Source organism: Methanohalophilus halophilus (genome assembly GCF_001889405.1).
Lineage (GTDB): Archaea > Halobacteriota > Methanosarcinia > Methanosarcinales > Methanosarcinaceae > Methanohalophilus > Methanohalophilus halophilus.
Map to the genome: position 1 here is coordinate 41,370 of NZ_CP017921.1, position 17,221 is coordinate 58,590.

General features: G+C 42.5%; 14 protein-coding genes. 7 read left to right on the forward strand and 7 right to left on the reverse strand.

Annotation, left to right across the window (positions count from 1 at the left end; genetic code table 11):
• Positions 1-2 precede the first annotated feature (2 nt).
• Positions 3-386 (reverse strand): ferritin-like domain-containing protein, encoded by a 384-nt coding sequence (locus tag BHR79_RS00220; protein ID WP_072560173.1) that lies wholly within the window; start codon positions 384-386, stop codon positions 3-5.
• 154 nt (positions 387-540) lie between these two features.
• Here BHR79_RS00220 and BHR79_RS00225 point away from each other — a divergent pair, with 154 nt between their 5' ends.
• The 5 genes from BHR79_RS00225 to BHR79_RS00245 all read left to right on the forward strand — a co-directional run bounded on the left by BHR79_RS00225 (position 541) and on the right by BHR79_RS00245 (position 5,278).
• The gene (locus BHR79_RS00225; RefSeq protein ID WP_072560175.1) at positions 541-1,236 is read left to right on the forward strand and encodes an RNA methyltransferase; all 696 of its coding nucleotides are present in this window, start codon (positions 541-543) and stop codon (positions 1,234-1,236) included.
• A 71-nt stretch (positions 1,237-1,307) separates the two neighbouring features.
• Positions 1,308-3,398, forward strand: coding sequence for a minichromosome maintenance protein MCM (locus tag BHR79_RS00230; RefSeq protein ID WP_072560177.1), 2,091 nt, complete (start codon positions 1,308-1,310; stop codon positions 3,396-3,398).
• Positions 3,399-3,408: 10 nt separating this feature from the next.
• On the forward strand, positions 3,409-3,699 hold the full coding sequence (locus tag BHR79_RS00235; protein WP_072560179.1) for a DUF424 domain-containing protein: 291 nt from the start codon (positions 3,409-3,411) through the stop codon (positions 3,697-3,699).
• A gap of 20 nt (positions 3,700-3,719) precedes the next feature.
• The gene (locus BHR79_RS00240; RefSeq protein ID WP_072560181.1) at positions 3,720-4,364 is read left to right on the forward strand and encodes a hypothetical protein; all 645 of its coding nucleotides are present in this window, start codon (positions 3,720-3,722) and stop codon (positions 4,362-4,364) included.
• Positions 4,361-5,278 (forward strand): coiled-coil protein, encoded by a 918-nt coding sequence (locus BHR79_RS00245; RefSeq protein ID WP_072560183.1) that lies wholly within the window; start codon positions 4,361-4,363, stop codon positions 5,276-5,278. Before BHR79_RS00240 ends, BHR79_RS00245 begins: the two co-directional genes overlap by 4 nt.
• 2 nt (positions 5,279-5,280) lie before the next feature.
• On the opposite strand, the gene BHR79_RS00250 is transcribed toward BHR79_RS00245, so the two are convergent.
• From BHR79_RS00250 to BHR79_RS00270, 5 genes are all read right to left on the reverse strand, one after another.
• A complete protein-coding gene (locus BHR79_RS00250; protein ID WP_169818150.1) occupies positions 5,281-5,742 on the reverse strand; it encodes an S-layer protein domain-containing protein in 462 nt (153 codons plus the stop codon).
• A 77-nt stretch (positions 5,743-5,819) separates the two neighbouring features.
• On the reverse strand, positions 5,820-6,788 hold the full coding sequence (locus BHR79_RS00255) for a biotin--[acetyl-CoA-carboxylase] ligase (protein WP_072560186.1): 969 nt from the start codon (positions 6,786-6,788) through the stop codon (positions 5,820-5,822).
• Between the two features lie 51 nt (positions 6,789-6,839).
• Positions 6,840-8,336, reverse strand: coding sequence for an acetyl-CoA carboxylase biotin carboxylase subunit (locus BHR79_RS00260; protein WP_072560188.1), 1,497 nt, complete (start codon positions 8,334-8,336; stop codon positions 6,840-6,842).
• Between the two features lie 18 nt (positions 8,337-8,354).
• Entirely contained in the window at positions 8,355-10,085 is a 1,731-nt protein-coding gene (gene oadA / locus BHR79_RS00265) for a sodium-extruding oxaloacetate decarboxylase subunit alpha (protein ID WP_072560190.1), read from the reverse strand.
• Positions 10,086-10,266: 181 nt separating this feature from the next.
• A complete protein-coding gene (locus tag BHR79_RS00270; protein WP_072560191.1) occupies positions 10,267-10,725 on the reverse strand; it encodes a hypothetical protein in 459 nt (152 codons plus the stop codon).
• A gap of 165 nt (positions 10,726-10,890) precedes the next feature.
• Between BHR79_RS00270 and BHR79_RS00275 the strand changes: the two genes are divergently transcribed.
• Entirely contained in the window at positions 10,891-12,312 is a 1,422-nt protein-coding gene (locus BHR79_RS00275; RefSeq protein WP_072560193.1) for an ATP-binding protein, read from the forward strand.
• A 60-nt stretch (positions 12,313-12,372) separates the two neighbouring features.
• Entirely contained in the window at positions 12,373-15,780 is a 3,408-nt protein-coding gene (locus tag BHR79_RS00280; RefSeq protein WP_072560195.1) for a DNA polymerase II large subunit, read from the forward strand.
• Here the strand turns inward: BHR79_RS00280 and mmp10 are convergent, their stop codons facing one another.
• Positions 15,781-17,013 carry a methyl coenzyme M reductase-arginine methyltransferase Mmp10 gene (gene mmp10 / locus BHR79_RS00285; RefSeq protein ID WP_072560197.1) on the reverse strand — a complete coding sequence of 411 codons (1,233 nt, stop codon included), beginning with the start codon at positions 17,011-17,013 and terminating at the stop codon, positions 15,781-15,783. It abuts the gene before it with no gap.
• Positions 17,014-17,221 lie beyond the last annotated feature (208 nt).

The window sequence follows — 17,221 nt, forward strand, 5'->3', positions numbered from 1 at the left end:
CATTAGCACTCTTTTTCCAGTCTTTTCAGCAGACCTTTGAGACCTTCTTTATGCCTTGCCTCATCCAAGGAAGCTTTCTCAAAGAAAAGAGCTGCCTGTACATTACCTTCATCCCTGGCAATTTTAGCAGCATCACCCTTTTCGCCTTCTGCCATGGTTTCGCCTTCAAGCATCATCTTGATGTTCTCAATTGTGGTATCTTTGATCAATCCAAGAATCTCCGCAGTCTCTGCGGCATGCCAGGCCTCATCCATTGCAATCTGGCGCAAGTAAACTGCAACTTCAGGATAGCCTTCCCTCTCTGCCAATTTTGACATGGCAAAGTACCATCCAACTTCTGTCGTTTCCCCTTTGAAAGTATCTTTCAATATTTTTTCAAGACTCATGAAATCACTCCATTAATGCTGTTAAAGCAGTAGAAAGTAGATTGTTCGTATATTATATAACATTTTTTGGCACGAAATATTGCATCAAACCCAACTACAAACAAACAACCATTCGCAAGATATTATAGTAAAGAGCGTATTCAAAAAGCAAGACATGTCACCGCAGATTAGAATCGTACTTGTAGAACCTCTATACCAGGGAAATGTAGGTTCGGTTACACGTTCAATGGAAAACTTCGGATTTGATGATCTGGTTCTTGTAAATCCCTGTAAGCTCGAAGGACAGGCAAGAGCAATGTCATGCCATGCACGTGATTTACTGGAAAGTTCCCAAAAAGTAGCCACATTAGAAGAGGCTATTGAAGGTACAGATATAGTAATTGCCACATCGGGAATTGCAGGTATAAAAACCGACCAGCACATACGCATGCCGGCATACACCCCCTCGGAGATCAGAAATAAATTCAGGGAAAGTAAGGGAAAGATTGCCTTCCTTTTCGGAAGAGAGGATAATGGATTTACCCGGGAAGAACTCAAAAGATGCGATATGATAATGACGATTCCGACATCAGAAAAATATCCCATAATGAACATCTCTCATGCAGCAACAGTTACAATGTATGAGATGAGCAATATGGAAATCGGCGAGAGACCGATTGCTGATGGTTTTGATCTTCAATTGTTATATGATCATTTTGAACAGGTGCTTGCAGATATAAAACACCCAACACATAAGATGGAAAAAACGTCAATTATGCTGAAAAGGATATTTGGACGTGCAGAACTGACACCCCGGGAAGTACAGACACTAAGAGGTGTACTCAGGGATATACAACGACAAAAGAAATGATACACACGAAAGATAGATAAAGCTTGTAAGTTTTTATAATCCGAAGTCAAATCTGGTATGCACTGATATTAATGACGGAAGAAAAATGGGAAAATAAATTCCGGGATTTTCTTAAACGATATTGCTGGCATGATATACTTAAACTTGCCAACGAATACCCGGAATTACGTAGTATAGAAGTAAATTTTACAGATCTGGAACAATTCGACAGGGAACTTTCCGAAGAATTATTACAAACGCCGGATGAGGTTATCCCCTCGGCTGAAGAAGCTCTTAAACAAATTGAGCTCCCTGTTGAAAAACAACTGCATGATGCACACATCCAGTTTACCAGTATTCCAAACAAGGTCACGATACGTGACCTCAGGAGCAATCATCTTCTCAAGTTCATTGCAGTTGAAGGAATGATCCGTAAGGCAACCGAAGTACGTCCAAAGATTACCAATGCGGCATTTTACTGTATGCGTTGTGAAACAGTAAATTATGTACCCCAGAGCGGGCCAAAATTCGTGGAACCCGGCGAATGTGAAGAAGAGAGTTGCGGCAAAAGAGGGCCATTCAAACTTCTCATTGATAAATCCAATTTCATCGATGCCCAGAAGCTCCAGGTACAGGAATCTCCCGAAAGTCTCAAGGGAGGAAGTCAGCCCCAGAGTATTGATGTCGATGCCGAAGATGAGCTGGCCGGCATTGTGAAACCAGGTGACCGTGTAGTAGTAAACGGCATCCTCAGATCCCACCAACGAACCACACGCGAAGGTAAATCCACATTCTACGATCTTGTCTTACACTGCAATTCCATAGAATATCTGGATCAGGAATTTGATGAGCTGGACATATCTCCGGAAGAAGAAGACGAAATAATAGAACTTAGCAATGATCCACAGATATATAATAAAATTATAAAATCAATAGCCCCTTCAATTTATGGTTATGAGAATATCAAAGAAGCACTAACTTTGCAATTATTCTCAGGAGTCCCAAAATCCCTGCCTGACGGAGGACGTGTCAGAGGAGATATCCACCTGTTGCTTGTAGGAGATCCCGGTATTGCGAAAAGCCAGTTACTCAGATACATGGTGAAATTATCCCCAAGAGGCGTGTTTGCTTCAGGGAAGAGTGCCTCATCAAGTGGGCTGACCGCAGCAGCGGTAAAGGATGATCTGGGAGACGGGCGCTGGACACTGGAAGCCGGTGCCCTGGTCATGGCAGACATGGGAGTTGCGGCAGTGGACGAAATGGACAAGATGAGCAGGGAGGACAAAAGTGCACTCCACGAGGCAATGGAACAACAGACGATCTCTGTAGCAAAAGCTGGAATTCTGGCAACACTTAAATCCCGTTGTGCCCTTCTGGGAGCGGCAAACCCTAAATACGGAAGGTTTGACAGATACGAAGGACTTGCAGAACAGATCAATATGCCCCCCGCCCTCATATCCAGATTTGATCTGATTTTCATCCTGCTTGATGTACCTGATTCAAAAATGGATGCTAATATCGCAAACCATATTCTGAAATCCCATTATGCGGGAGAACTTTATGAACAATGGGACAAATTATCCACCTCCACAATAACACAGGAAAAAGTTGCCTCTCACCAGAAAGTAATCCTACCTGAAATCGAGACGGAATTATTACGCAAATACGTCGCCTATGCACGCAGGATGGTCTACCCCATTATGGAAGAAGAAGCCAGACAACACCTGGTCAATTTCTATCTAGATCTACGTAAGATGGGAGAAAACAAAGATTCACCGGTACCTGTCACTGCAAGGCAGCTGGAAGCACTGGTCAGGCTTGCTGAATCCAGTGCTCGGATAAGGCTTAGCAACACTGTGACTCTTGAAGATGCAAAACGTACCACTAAAATTTCTCTTGCGTGTATGAAACAAGTTGGTGTTGATCCTGACACCGGAGCTCTTGATGTGGATGTCATAGCATCAGGGACGAGTAAAAGCCAGCGTGACAAAATACACATACTCCAGGATATTATAAAGCATGTAAGTCAGAAACATGCCGGTGGTAAAGCACCTTTAGATGAAGTCTATGAAGAAGCCTCATCTGAAAATATAGATAGGGAACATGCAGAGGACCTTATTCAGAAAATGAAACGAACAGGTGATTTGCTGGCACCTGATAAAAAACATATAAGACTGGTATGAGAAAATATATATGTACCTCAAAGAACATCGGGCCGGAGACAGACTGATTGTTGCTGCTTGCGACCAGGAGTTAATCGGGCAGAAATTAAAACACGGGAATGTTGTTGTCGAAATGACGGAAAGTTTCTATAAGGGGGACATAGTAACTGAAAAACAAGTGCAATCCGCTCTTGGAAGGGCAACCAGTGCTAATCTGTTTGGGAAGAAAACAATTGAATGTGCCCTGGAATGCGGGATGATCGATCCTGAATCAATAATTACTATTAATGGCGTGCCACATGCGCAATTATACAGGTTATAAGACTACGAAAGGTTTTTAAGATGAATGAGAGTGCAGTTGAAGAAAATTCACCCTTCCCTGGCAAAGAAGGATTGGTGAAAGGTGTGATTGAAAAACACCAGAAGTTTCTGAATGAGTACAATGCAGAATACAGTAAACTTGAGTATGAAGTGAAAAAACTCGAGGATACAATAAGCAACTCTAAAAGGAAAAAAGAAGAAGAGAAAAATCGCTTAGAAGTACTCAAGGAAAAAAAACAGCAATTGTATCATCAGGCAAATAATCTGCTGGGAGAAATGTTCACCGCCTGTCCCGAAAAACTTGATAATCGAATTATGCACTCCACAAATGATGACATAGAGGAGTTGAAAAGGACAAGGCAGCTGGAAAATGAAGAAAAAACTATTCAAGATGTTCTGGGAAAAATAGCCGAACTTGAAAACGAGAGCACACTCGAATACACCAGCCAGATAAAAGCCCGCATACAAGAAGCATCAAAAGCTTCCTCCGAAATAGCATCCCTGATAAAATCTATGGAAAACGAAGAAAACCTGGACCAAATTCATAAAGAACTTGGTGAAAAAAAACCCAGGCATAACTGGCTGGAAAGAAGGATCAAAAGCCACAAAGAAGCACTTGAGTACTGGAAAAACCAAAAAGAAGTGATTGCGGGGGATGTTGCATGAAAGATGTATCTTCAATGACAGAACGCGAACTCAAAGATACTGTAAATAATTACAGGAAAGAGATATCCCAGCATGAAAAGAGCTTAAAAGGAGTTTTCGAAGAACTCAAACTTCACAAAACTAATATTGATGAACTCAAAGAGAAAAGGAATGAGCTCAATGCAAAAGTCAGGGAACTTGCAAAAGAGGCACGGGAAGAAAAAACGCAACGTGATGAAATCAACAAGAAGATAGCTGATTTGAAATCCCGAAGGAATGAAGTTGCTGGTGAAAGAAACAAGGTCGTAAAAGACATAAATGATCTCAAGAAAAAGCGTGATCAATATAACGAACAATCAAAGGGGAGTTTGGAAACCCTTTCTAAAGCCTATGCCGAAGACCTTGATAAATTCCTTAACGCTGACATCCCCTTGAAGCACGAGCAGGATCTTTTTGAAAAACTCAACGAACTGGAAAAGCGCCTTGAAGCAGCAAAAGCTGCCAATCATTTCCACAACCAGGTCATCAATATTTATGAAAATACCAGGGACATTGGTGACGAGGAAAGAGATGTTTCAAAGGAAATAAAGCAACTTGCAGAAAAATCCCAGCAACATCATTTGAATATGATAGAGCTATATAAGCAGGTCGATGAGATCCGCAAGGAAGCGGATAAATTCCATTCACAGATTAAAGAAACCTACCAGGTAATTGCTCCTACTCGTGAAAAGATAGATCCTCTCAAAACAAAAATATCTAATTTGAGGGATGAACTGAGCATCTATCTTGATAAATTGAATGATATACAAACTCATAAGGAAGAACAAAAAAAGAGTAATCAGCATGTCGCCGCAAAAGAAAAGTTTGAAAAGACCGGCAAACTCAGTCTTGAGGAACTGAGAGTCCTTATGGATAAAGGAGATATCAAACTCTAAAATTACCTGTGTTCATAAACATAGGGTAACAGAAGTGCAAATATAACCAGGAGTGTCGGGTTTAAAAAAGGCACTCCCTGTCTTTGAGATTCATTTTCAGATGTATTTGGCACTTTATTCTGCAGCGTTTCATCATCCGGATTATAAGGATACCTTTGGTCTACATATTGATAAACCGGCTCAAAGGTTACCAGCTCACCACTGGAACCATAATATATCCTATCCATTGTAATATTGAATATCGGTGATGAATTACTGGAGTAGGTAAATACCTCATCCCTACCCAGAATGGAATCCGCCACACTTTCACCATTCAGTGAAAGGGACACCCATACCCTTTCACTTTCAGGATTGACATACTTGACATGCAGAGAATAATCCTGCTCAAAATCGAAAGTATCCCCAGCTTTGACATACACGGAAGTCCCATTGAGGATTACTTCCGAATCCCCGGCAGTTCCCACACCACATAAAAGAATACTACATAGTATAATATAATAAAAAATTTTAGAATATGAAATGTCCTTCATCACAATCCCTGTCAGATGTAGATGCAGCGGCCAGACATAATTTCTTCGGTTGAACCATCATGTTTCTGCAAAAGCAAACCCCCGGAGAGGGTTATCCCAATTGCCCTGCCATCAACCATTTTAGAAGGAGTGACAATGCGTACGTTTCTACCAATAGTATCTGAAGAATCTATCCATCTTTCCATTAATTCCTCAAAGGGTTGTGTCTTGAAATGTATATAATACTGTTCCAGATTATAAAGTAAAGAGCGGACAAAATCAAGCCTATCCACATAGGTACCAAGCTCATCACTTATGGTTGTGGAGCCATCCCGGATTTCCTCCGGCAACGTATCAGTATTAAAATTTAAGTTAATTCCCAGTCCCAGGACAATATATTCAACCCGATCTATTTCAGCTTCCATTTCGGTAAGAATTCCACAGATTTTTTTGCCGTTGACAAGCACATCGTTTGGCCATTTCAGAGACGGATTAAGGCCAATTGATTTCAGAGAATCAACTACAGCAAGTCCGCCCACAAGAGTCAGTCTTGAAGCATTAGCAGGAACTATGGATGGTTTAAGAATTATAGATATCCATACCCCCCCTTGAGGAGATACCCAATCAAACCCTTTTCTCCCACGTCCCTTTTTCTGGGCTTCTGCAACCACAACGGTACCTTCGTGTGCATCTCTTGCAATTGTTTTTGCATAATCGTTTGTGGACTCAAGTTCCATAAAATGCCGGATGTCCGTACCTAAAATATCTGTTGTAAGACCTGCTTGCACAAGTTCTGGCAAAAGAGAATCGGGAACCGAGTTTAAAATATAGCCTTTACCAGGGGATGAGATGATTGAATAACCCTGGCTTTGAAGCGACTGAATGTATTTCCAGACCATTGTCCTGGAAATTTCCAGTTTCCTGCCAATCTGTTCCCCGGAAATAGGCTTGCCCTCTGTCTGAGAAAGAAGACGTATCAATTCAATCTTTTTATTCTCCACAAAACTCCCCGTAATAAAGAAAGAACGACAGATAAAAAAAGTTATCTGTCGTTACTCATCTGAGCCTTTCATATCATGCCTTTTTGCAGCATTAATATACGAACCAACTGCAGTACTGATCGCAGCAATCTTCTTATTGCGGTCCTCAAGAGCAGAAGAAAGGGTTGCACATCTCTCACTATCAGATACAGCAACCTTCTCTAAAGCTGAAAGCACATTGTGGTCATCAATAAAGTGTGTTGTTAGATCCCCTTTTACAAATGCATCAATGGACAAAACCGTTCTGTGGAAGGGAATGTTGGTTTTAACTCCTACAACCACATACTCATAGAGGGCTCTTTTCATACGCGCAATGGCTTCCTCACGATCACTTCCCCATACACAGAGTTTGGAGATCATTGAATCATAAAAGGGAGGAATTACATAACCCATATGGACACCACTGTCCACCCTCACACCAGGGCCACCTGCCGAACGATACCTGCGTATCTTACCGGGTGATGGGGCGAAATCATTCAAAGGATCTTCGGCATTGATACGGCATTCAATAGCCGAGCCTCTGATCTCAATATCATCCTGTGTAAAGGGTAATTTTTTATCACAGGCAACACGCAATTGCTGCTTCACGATATCGATGCCAGTAACAAGTTCCGTAACTCCATGTTCTACCTGCAACCGTGTGTTTACTTCAAGGAAATAATAATCACCCTTTGAATACAGGAATTCAACAGTACCGGCATTTACATATCCAATTGTTTTGGCGGCTTTGACAGCAGCCTCACCCATATCCTTGAGAAGTTCAGGAGTCATTATAGGAGAGGGAGCCTCTTCAATCAGTTTCTGGTGTCTTCTCTGAATGGAACATTCACGGTCACCGAGATAGAGACAATTGCCATGAGAGTCAGCCAATATCTGTATCTCTATGTGGCGTGGTTCTTCAAGATATTTTTCAATGAAGACGGTTGAATCACCAAATGTAGAAGCTGCAACATTACGTATGGAGGAAAGTGCCCGGGTCAGCTCTTCTGGAGTATAAACAACTTTCATGCCTATACCACCACCACCGGCAGAAGCTTTTACCATCAAAGGATACCCGATGGATTCACCTATTTCAATTGCCGTGGCATCATCCTCAACAGCCCTACCATCGCCTGGAACCACCGGTACACCGGCCTCTATCATTGCCGAACGGGCAGTAATCTTACTACCCATCTTTTCTATAACTTCACTCGAGGGACCTATAAACTTAATGCCTGCTTTTTCACAGGCACTGGCAAATTTCGCATTCTCCGAAAGGAAACCATATCCCGGATGAATTGCTTCTGCACCGGCTTTTTTGGCCACATCGATAATTGCATCTATATTCAGATAACTTTTGGAAGAAGGAGGTGGACCTATACAGTACGCCTCGTCCGCATATTTGGCAAAAAGGGCATTGCTGTCGGCTTCGGAATACACCGCAACCGTGGACACATCAAGCTCTTTGCAGGCCCTCATTACCCTGATCGCGATCTCACCTCGGTTTGCAATCAGTATTTTCTTAAACATCGAAAACCTCCGGCTAAATCACTCAATGATCATAATCACATCATCCGTTGCTACTGCATCACCTACAGCAACAAGGATTTCCTTGACCACACCGCCATGCGGTGAATTGATGGCATTTTCCATTTTCATTGCTTCAATGACACCAATCTTATCCCCCTCTTCAACATTATCTCCAACGTTGACGTCAACTGAGAGAACCATACCCTGCATATGACAGGTTACAGCACCAGGAGAAGATGCTGAAGCAGAAGGAGTCTTTGGGCTGCTTTCCTCGACTGCAACAACACTACCATCCATTGGTTCTACCTGTACATCAAAGACTTCATTATCCACTTCCACCTTGAATCTGGTAGGTATGGAAACCTGAGACAGAGGTGGTGATGCAGTTTGTTTGGCAGGTGCAAGTTTTTCTTCCTTGGCCTCCCCAAGCAAGAATTTCGGAGCGATTGAAGGATACAGGATATAAGTCAATATGTCTTCTTCCTTTTTGACAATACCCATTTCTTCAGCTTCTTTTTTCCTTTTATCATACTCAGGTTCAAGCAGATCGGCCGGCCTTACATCGATTGGATCTTCTTCACCAATGATCATGGTAATAATATCATCGCTGATAGGTGATGGTGAACGGCCATAAAGACCTCTTACGTAATCTTTGACTTCCCTGGGAATAACTTTGTACCGTTCACCCATGAGAACATTAAGTACAGCCTGTGAGCCCACAATCTGGCTTGTAGGTGTTACAAGAGGCGGATATCCAAGTTCGGCCCTGACTTTTGGCATCTCTTCCAGTACATCATCATACCTGTCAAGGGCGTTCTGCTCCTTTAACTGGGATACAAGGTTGGAAAGCATACCCCCCGGAATCTGATACAAAAGTACATTGGTATCAATCTGCTCAGATATCGGATTGATTACCCCACTGTATTTGGATTTGATTTCCTTGAAATAACGGCTTACTTCAGCAAGTTGCCCAAGATCCAGACCTGTATCATAAGGTGTTCCTTTCAGTGCAGCTACCACGGATTCAGTGGGAGGCTGGGAAGTACCCCAGGCAAAGGGAGACAGTGCAGTATCCAATATATCTACACCTGCATCACATGCCGCCATATAAGTCATAGGAGCCATACCAGAAGTACAGTGACAGTGGAGATCTACAGGCAGTCCAACTTCCTTTTTTAGAGAAGTTACCAGTTCTTTGGCCTCATTTGGTGCCAGAAGCCCTGCCATGTCTTTGATACAAATAGAATCACAATCCATAGCAGCCAGCTCATTAGCAAAATCCACATATTTTTCAACGGTGTGAACCGGGCTTGTGGTGTAACAGATTGTACCCTGTACATGGGCCCCCAACCCTTTTGCAACGGTAATTGACTTTTCCATATTACGTATATCATTGACAGCATCGAATATACGGAAGATATCAATACCGTTTTCATAGGCCTTGGTAACAAACTTTTCGACCACATCATCGGAATAATGCCTGTATCCGACAAGATTCTGTCCTCTCAGAAGCATCTGGGCATATGTGTTATTCATATGGTTTTTAATTTCACGCAGCCTTTCCCAGGGGTCTTCATTGAGGTACCTGATGCAGGAATCAAAGGTTGCCCCTCCCCACATCTCGAGAGAGTAATATCCAACCTCGTCCAGTTCTTCAATAATAGGCAACATACTCCTCGTGCGCATCCTCGTCGCAAGAAGCGACTGGTGCGCATCCCTCAGAATTGTTTCCGTTATTTTAACTTTCATAGAATACCTCTTCATGTCCTCTTATTGATAAGTCTGATTGGCCACACCGGGCAAAAATATGCCAGTAATAGCATACATGCAATAAGTAGAATTGTAACTAATTATGCATGAACTTTTATGTAGTTTCTGGTAGAAAGGCCAGACAGTAATAATAAAAAAAGAAAACAGACAGGAAATTATATCAGTAAAAGCCCAGCCACTGGGACACTTTCAATACAAATTTCCCTACTGTGAGAGAGACTTGTTTTGTAAAGCTTGGAGAAGTTATCTCAATATCCCCTCTGTCATAAGCATCCAGAAAAACCTGTGCAGGAGAAGGAGAATCCATTATAGACCTTGCAGTATTTTCATTCGTGTTAACAATAAGAGTCGGCCCAAATTCTTCACCATCTTCCAATTCACCAAACTCAACTATAATGGCATCGCTTGTCACTACTTTGAGATCCAGGGTGGAACCATTGTTCATATCTACTATGACATGGATACGTTCACCCCCCAGCATGTCTTTCAGGGAAGAGGGGATGTTATCTGAATTGGCATTGTATTCATCCACCTCACTTTTCATGTCATCAACAATCGTGGCACCTGCAGACATGGAAAAGATAAATAGGGCCATTAGAATAGTTATAAATTTCTTCATAGTAGTCACCTCTCAATAAACATCAATATAAATTTGATTTTAATATTAGTTATATTTTTCCTGCAAAATAGGCCAAAGGACTGCTTTTTATTCATAAAACATCATCATAAAAACACTATTTAAATGCCGCAACCTTTTTAAAAGACGGAGATCAAATTTTGAAATATGCCTTTTAAGATAAACAGTGATGTCCTGAATATGAAGGATTACAATAACATATTCTTCTCAATCAACGAAGAAAGTGTTGTTTCATTACTTTCTCCCCTGCATACAAGGGATGAGATTTACGAAATTTCAGCTGTCCTTGTGTCTCCAAATTCCTTCAACGATGAGCTTTATGATATATATGGAAGAGTTGTGCTCGGGGAGCAAGCAAGTGCTGAAAAAACCATCGAATTATTAAAAAGAGAACTGCCGGGAGATAAATATTCAATCGAAGGCACAAAAAAAAGTTTACGCATATTCAGCACGGAAAACAAAAATCTCTACATACTCAGTTATACCAAAAATACATTCAAAATATCCTCAACCTCAATTCTTGATCCTGCCGAATTAAAAGAAAACATCCCCGCATTCCTGGAAATACTCGAGATACTTGTAAACTGTGGATATGAAGCAGGCGAGGGAGAAGGTGATCTATCCCTTGTGCCAATGCCCCAAAGAGAACCCGAATATAAACCCCATTCTTTTGAAGAAAAGGAAGGAGAAAAAACAGGAGAAGGTGGAAAATTCGAAGTCATACCACGCGAATTTCTGGACATTGATTTTGAAGATGTAGGAGGATGCAGGGAAGCAAAAGAGCAACTCATGCTAATCGACCTGGGAATACGTTTTCCTAAAATATATGAAGTTTACAAGGCAGAATTACCTCGTGGAATTCTGTTATATGGCCCGCCGGGTACCGGAAAGACCATGCTTTCAAAGGCTGCTGCAAAAGAACTCGATGCAAACTTCTATTCCATAAATGGTTCAGACATACTTTCCAAATGGTACGGAGAATCAGAGAAAAACTTAAACTCCCTTTTCGAAAAAGCAAAGGATAACAGCCCTTCAGTAATTTTTATTGATGAAATTGATGCATTAATGCCCCAGAGAGACACTTCCCATGAGGTTACAGTAAGGATAGTATCCCTTCTTTTGCAGGAAATGGATGGGATCGAAAGTACAAAAGGAGTGATCATAATGGGTGCTACAAACCGTCCCAACCATATAGATCCGGCATTCCTGCGCCCGGGAAGATTTGATTTGAAAATGGAGGTACCCCTCCCCGATGAAAAGGCCCTGCAGGATATCTACCATATACACTTAAATGGACGCAACCTTGAGGAAGGAATGGATTATGAAAAACTGGCAAAAGCCAGCAAAGGACTAACGGGTGCTGACGTTAAAGGGATAGTTAATGCCTGTGTATTTAATAAAATCGTCAAATTGCGCAAACAGATGCCTGATGTCATAACCCGCTCGGACTTAAAAGATATAGAAACCGAAACCCTGACCACCGATGATGTCCTCAAAAGCATTGAAAAATACAAAAAAGAGATCAATACACTTGTCATGTCTCCTGAGTCGGCAGGTATGTATGCCTGAATTTTCCTATGGCAGACTTTTTTTACTATACCACATATTGATTGTGAAAGGCAGATCATAATGGGAGACATTGTAGTAAGCGAAACCATGCAGAAATACTTCGACCTGATGGAAGGAGTGCTGCAGAATGAAATTGAAATAGCAAACAGGGCACGTTCCCAGGGAAAGGATCCAAAACCCGAAACAGAAATTCCCTTCGCCAAAGACCTTGCAGACCGGGTAGAAAATCTCATAGGGGTTGAAGGTGTAGCCGGGCGTATCCGGGAACTTGAAACCGATCTTTCGAGGGAAGAAGCAGCCCTGGCACTTGGAAAAGATATCGCTGCTGGCAATGTGGGAAATTTTGATACAAAACGTGAGGCAATAGAGAGCGCCATCCGGGTGGCGATTGCAATGCTTACAGAAGGTGTAGTTGCCGCACCAATAGAGGGGATCGACAGGGTAGACCTGGGCAAAAATGATGATGGTACGGAATACATCAAGATATACTACGCGGGACCTATACGCAGTGCCGGTGGTACGGCACAGGCCCTTTCTGTACTTGTTGGAGATTATGTAAGAAGAGGAATCGGTGTTGACAGATACAAGCCACGCAAGGAGGAAGTGGAAAGATATGTCGAAGAAATATTGCTATACAGACGAATTGCCACTCTCCAGTACATGCCCTCTGAAGATGAGATACGCCTGATCGTTGAAAATTGTCCTATCTGCATAGATGGAGAGCCCACTGAGCAGGAAGAAGTTGAAGGTTACAGAAACCTTGACAGGATCGAAACAAACAGGGTTCGCGGGGGGATGGCACTCGTACTTGCCGAGGGGTTGGCCCTAAAAGCTCCAAAGGTACAAAAACATGTGAACAAACTCAAAATAGACGAATGGGAATGGCTGGATACGTTCATTTCAGGAGGGAGTTCAGATGAGGAAGATAAAGATGAGAAAACCAAGGTCAAGCCCAAGGATAAATATATGCGGGACCTCATTGCAGGCAGACCTGTATTTTCCCACCCATCCAGGCCTGGTGGATTCAGGCTCCGCTATGGCAGGTCACGCAACACATCATTTGCAGCATCCGGCATAAATCCCGCCGGCATGGTCATAATGGATAATTTCATCGTTGCCGGCACCCAGCTAAAAATAGAAAGACCCGGAAAAGCTGCCGGAATGGCACCTGTGGACTCTATCGAAGGACCAACCGTGCGTCTCTACAACGGAGATGTGCTTCGGATAGATGATGAAAAAACTGCAATCGAGTTACATTCACAGGTGGAAGCCATTATCGATATTGGTGAAATACTTATCAATTATGGGGATTTCCTGGAAAATAATCATCCACTTATACCTGCATCTTACTGTGTGGAATGGTGGGTACAGGAATACGTAAAAAAAACTGGCTTAAATGCCCCTGAAAATCCAAACCAGCATGAAGTAATGGATATTTGTAACCGTTATAATCTCCCCCTGCACCCTGATTACACCTGTATATGGAACGACATTGACAGAGACGAATTCGTAAAAATTGCAGAATTCATTGCTGAAAATGGCATAAAAGAAGACCAGGGAAATCAACTGTTGCTACCTGAAGGAAAAGCAAAGGAGCAGGGAATAAAAACCATTCTGGAAAAACTTCTCTTATTACATCGGATTTATGATAGTAAAATTACAATAAACAATCCTTTGCCTTTTATACATTGCCTGGGGCTGGGAGAGGATCTGAAAAAGCAGTGGGAAGAATTACCTTGTGAAGATATACTTGAATGCGTCAATAAACTCTCAGGATGGACCGTCAGAGAGAAAGCACCAATGCGCATCGGGGCAAGGATGGGAAGGCCGGAAAAAGCTAATCGGCGTAAAATGTCCCCCGCCCCCCATGTATTGTTTCCGATAGGTGAAAGCGGAGGAAATACCCGCATGCTCTCAAGTGCCGCATCCTATAAAGCCAACAACAACAGCAAAGTGGGCGAAATAAAAATAGAGATAGGAAACCGGATTTGCCCCAACTGTGGAATGGAAACCCATGAATTCAGATGTGAGTGTGGCACCCATACAATTCCAAAACTTTTCTGCCCCCGTTGTGGCAGGGCTGTCAATAAGGACATATGTCCAAAATGTAAAGCCTCCACATCCTGTGTAACCGCCCACAATATAAATTTTAAAACTGTATACGACAGGGCATTTGAGAGGTTAGGGGAGAGAAATAAACTGGAATCCTTTAAAGGGGTAAAAAGGATGATGTCAAAACACATGACCCCTGAACCTCTCGAAAAAGGAATACTTCGAGCAAAACATGACCTTTTCACATTCAAGGATGGAACTGTCAGGTACGACATGTCGGACCTTCCCCTGACACACATCCGGGCCGATGAACTGGGAATCACGGCTGAAAAACTTCTTGAACTGGGATATGAGACAGATATTAATGGCGATAAACTGGAAAGGGATGATCAGGTTGTAACCCTTAAAGTACAGGACCTGGTGGTGTCCCGGGGTGCGGCAGAGTACATACTTCAAACTACAAAATACATTGATGACCTGCTTGTGAAGTATTACGGGCTTGAACCCCATTACAAAGCAGAATCTATAGAGGACATTATCGGGGTGATGCTAATCGGTCTGGCTCCACATACATCAGCGGGAGTTCTGGGCAGATTGGTAGGATTCACAAAATCATCCGTAGGATATGCACATCCTTTCTTCCATGCAGCAAAAAGACGTAATTGTGATGGTGATGAGGATTGCGTCATGTTGCTTATGGACGGTCTGATTAACTTTTCACATGAATACCTGCCTGATAAAAGGGGAGGAAAGATGGATGCCCCTCTTGTGCTTACAACCAGGATTGATCCCAGTGAAGTTGATAAGGAAGCACACAACATTGACGTTTGTTCCTCTTATCCACTGGAATTTTATGAAACCACCTTGAATTATATAAATCCCAAGGAACTGGAAGAAACAATGGACCTGGTCAGCAGCAGGTTAGGGACCCCGGCACAGTTTGACGGATTCATGTTTACACACGATACTTCGGATATTGCCGGCGGACCAATCAAAAGTGCATACAAGACACTGGGTTCTATGGTGGAAAAAATGGATGCCCAACTCTCTCTGGCGGAAAAAATACGTGCAGTTGATGTGGCAGATGTGGCTGAAAGAGTCCTCATATCACACTTCCTCCCCGATCTTTTCGGCAACCTCAGGGCATTTTCCAGACAGGGCACCAGATGTGTCAAATGTGGCGGGAAATTCAGAAGGGCACCCCTTACAGGTACATGCCCGCATTGTGGCGGGAGAGTCATACTAACTGTTCATGAGGGAGCGGTCAAGAAATATCTTGAAGTATCACTGAAGGTTGCAAAAAAGTATAATGTATCAAGTTATACGCAGCAGCGCATCGAACTTATCGGATACGATATCGAATCGTTGTTTAAGAACGATAAATCAAAGCAGATGGGACTTGCTGATTATATGTAATTATTCCACAGGAAGTCCAACTACATTTATGTGCTGGATAAGCTCGGTGAGATTCTCTATCTCAAAAGCAAGTACTTCATCCCTATCCAGACCAATGGACATTTCACCGTCATAGGTGAGCTGGTCCGGACCTCGTCTGATAAGTCTCTCCACACCGTCATTTGAAAGGATTGATTTTATCTCCGGATCATGAGCAAGCGTGCGTCCCGGAATCATTACAGTTTCCTTTATCTGTGAAAGGTCAAGTACCTGGAAATCCTCAATTGTAATCAGACATCCAATATCCTTGCCTGCCGCCACAACATTGACAGGTGCATCCAGCGCCTCGAAAACTTCCTGTAATCTCGGATGGGCAGCTTTACTGGTAACAATAGTTGCGGTCTTTGTAACTTTCGGGAGTTTGGACAGTGCTGCTTTGTCCTTTCTTATGGCAAAAGGACAGCCTATAAGGGGATCTTCAAGAGGTGTGCCGGTGATACGCAGATCAAATTTGTTTGCCGCATTTCTTACTATGGTCTCAAATTCCTCTATCGAATGTGTAGTGATATTTTCCAGGACAGGGGAATTGCGCAGGATCAAACCTTCTTCGCGACTGTTGGCAAAACGCATCAATATTGCTCCTTTTGCATCCATTTCCTGAAGATCTGAAAGGGTTTTTTCCAGGATATCACCATCATTTACACTGGGAATCAGGACGATAGCAGCATATACATCACATTTTTCACAGAAGCGGCGAAGAATTTCAATTGAAGCTTCCGGCTCAGGATCATTCATGTATTTGGCCCTGAGTTGAAGGTCGGTTGCAAAAACCGTAAAAGAAACCTCACTGACACCGTTTTCAATGTAAAAGGAAGCGTCATCGGGATCGTCAAAGCCTTTTCCGCTTGTGTATCCCAGATGAATGGGCTTTCCAAAACGAGAAAGCGAGCTGACAAGTTCCTTGAGGTCAGGATAGCAGCTGATATCGCCACCCCCACTGATTGTGAATTTATCCGGTTCAGAAGATGAAAAACGTAAATTCTGGGATACATCCCTCATTATAATCTGCAGAGGTTTAAAGCCGGGATAGGATTCCCTTATACTACGTGTACAGTAATCACAACCCTTTGCAAAAGGAAAACAGTGCTTGCAACCAAAAGGTGGTACTTCCTGTACCTTCTTAAAATAACAATATGAACAAAACCCGCGGCAGTCAATTCCAGGACTGCCTCCAATATCAGCAACAATCTCCATGTGTCCAAGTGGTAGAAAAAGATATTACTAAATCTTTGTGGTTAATTAAGTAAAAAATCAAATGCAATTGATTATACATCATGAATAATCGTTGCATATCCTACCTGGTCAAAAAACGAATGCAAAAGTTTTAAAGGCAAAAACTCCATTGCTGACATGAATAAATTAAAGAAAACCGACTGGAAGGCATTCTCACCCTGAAAGTGCT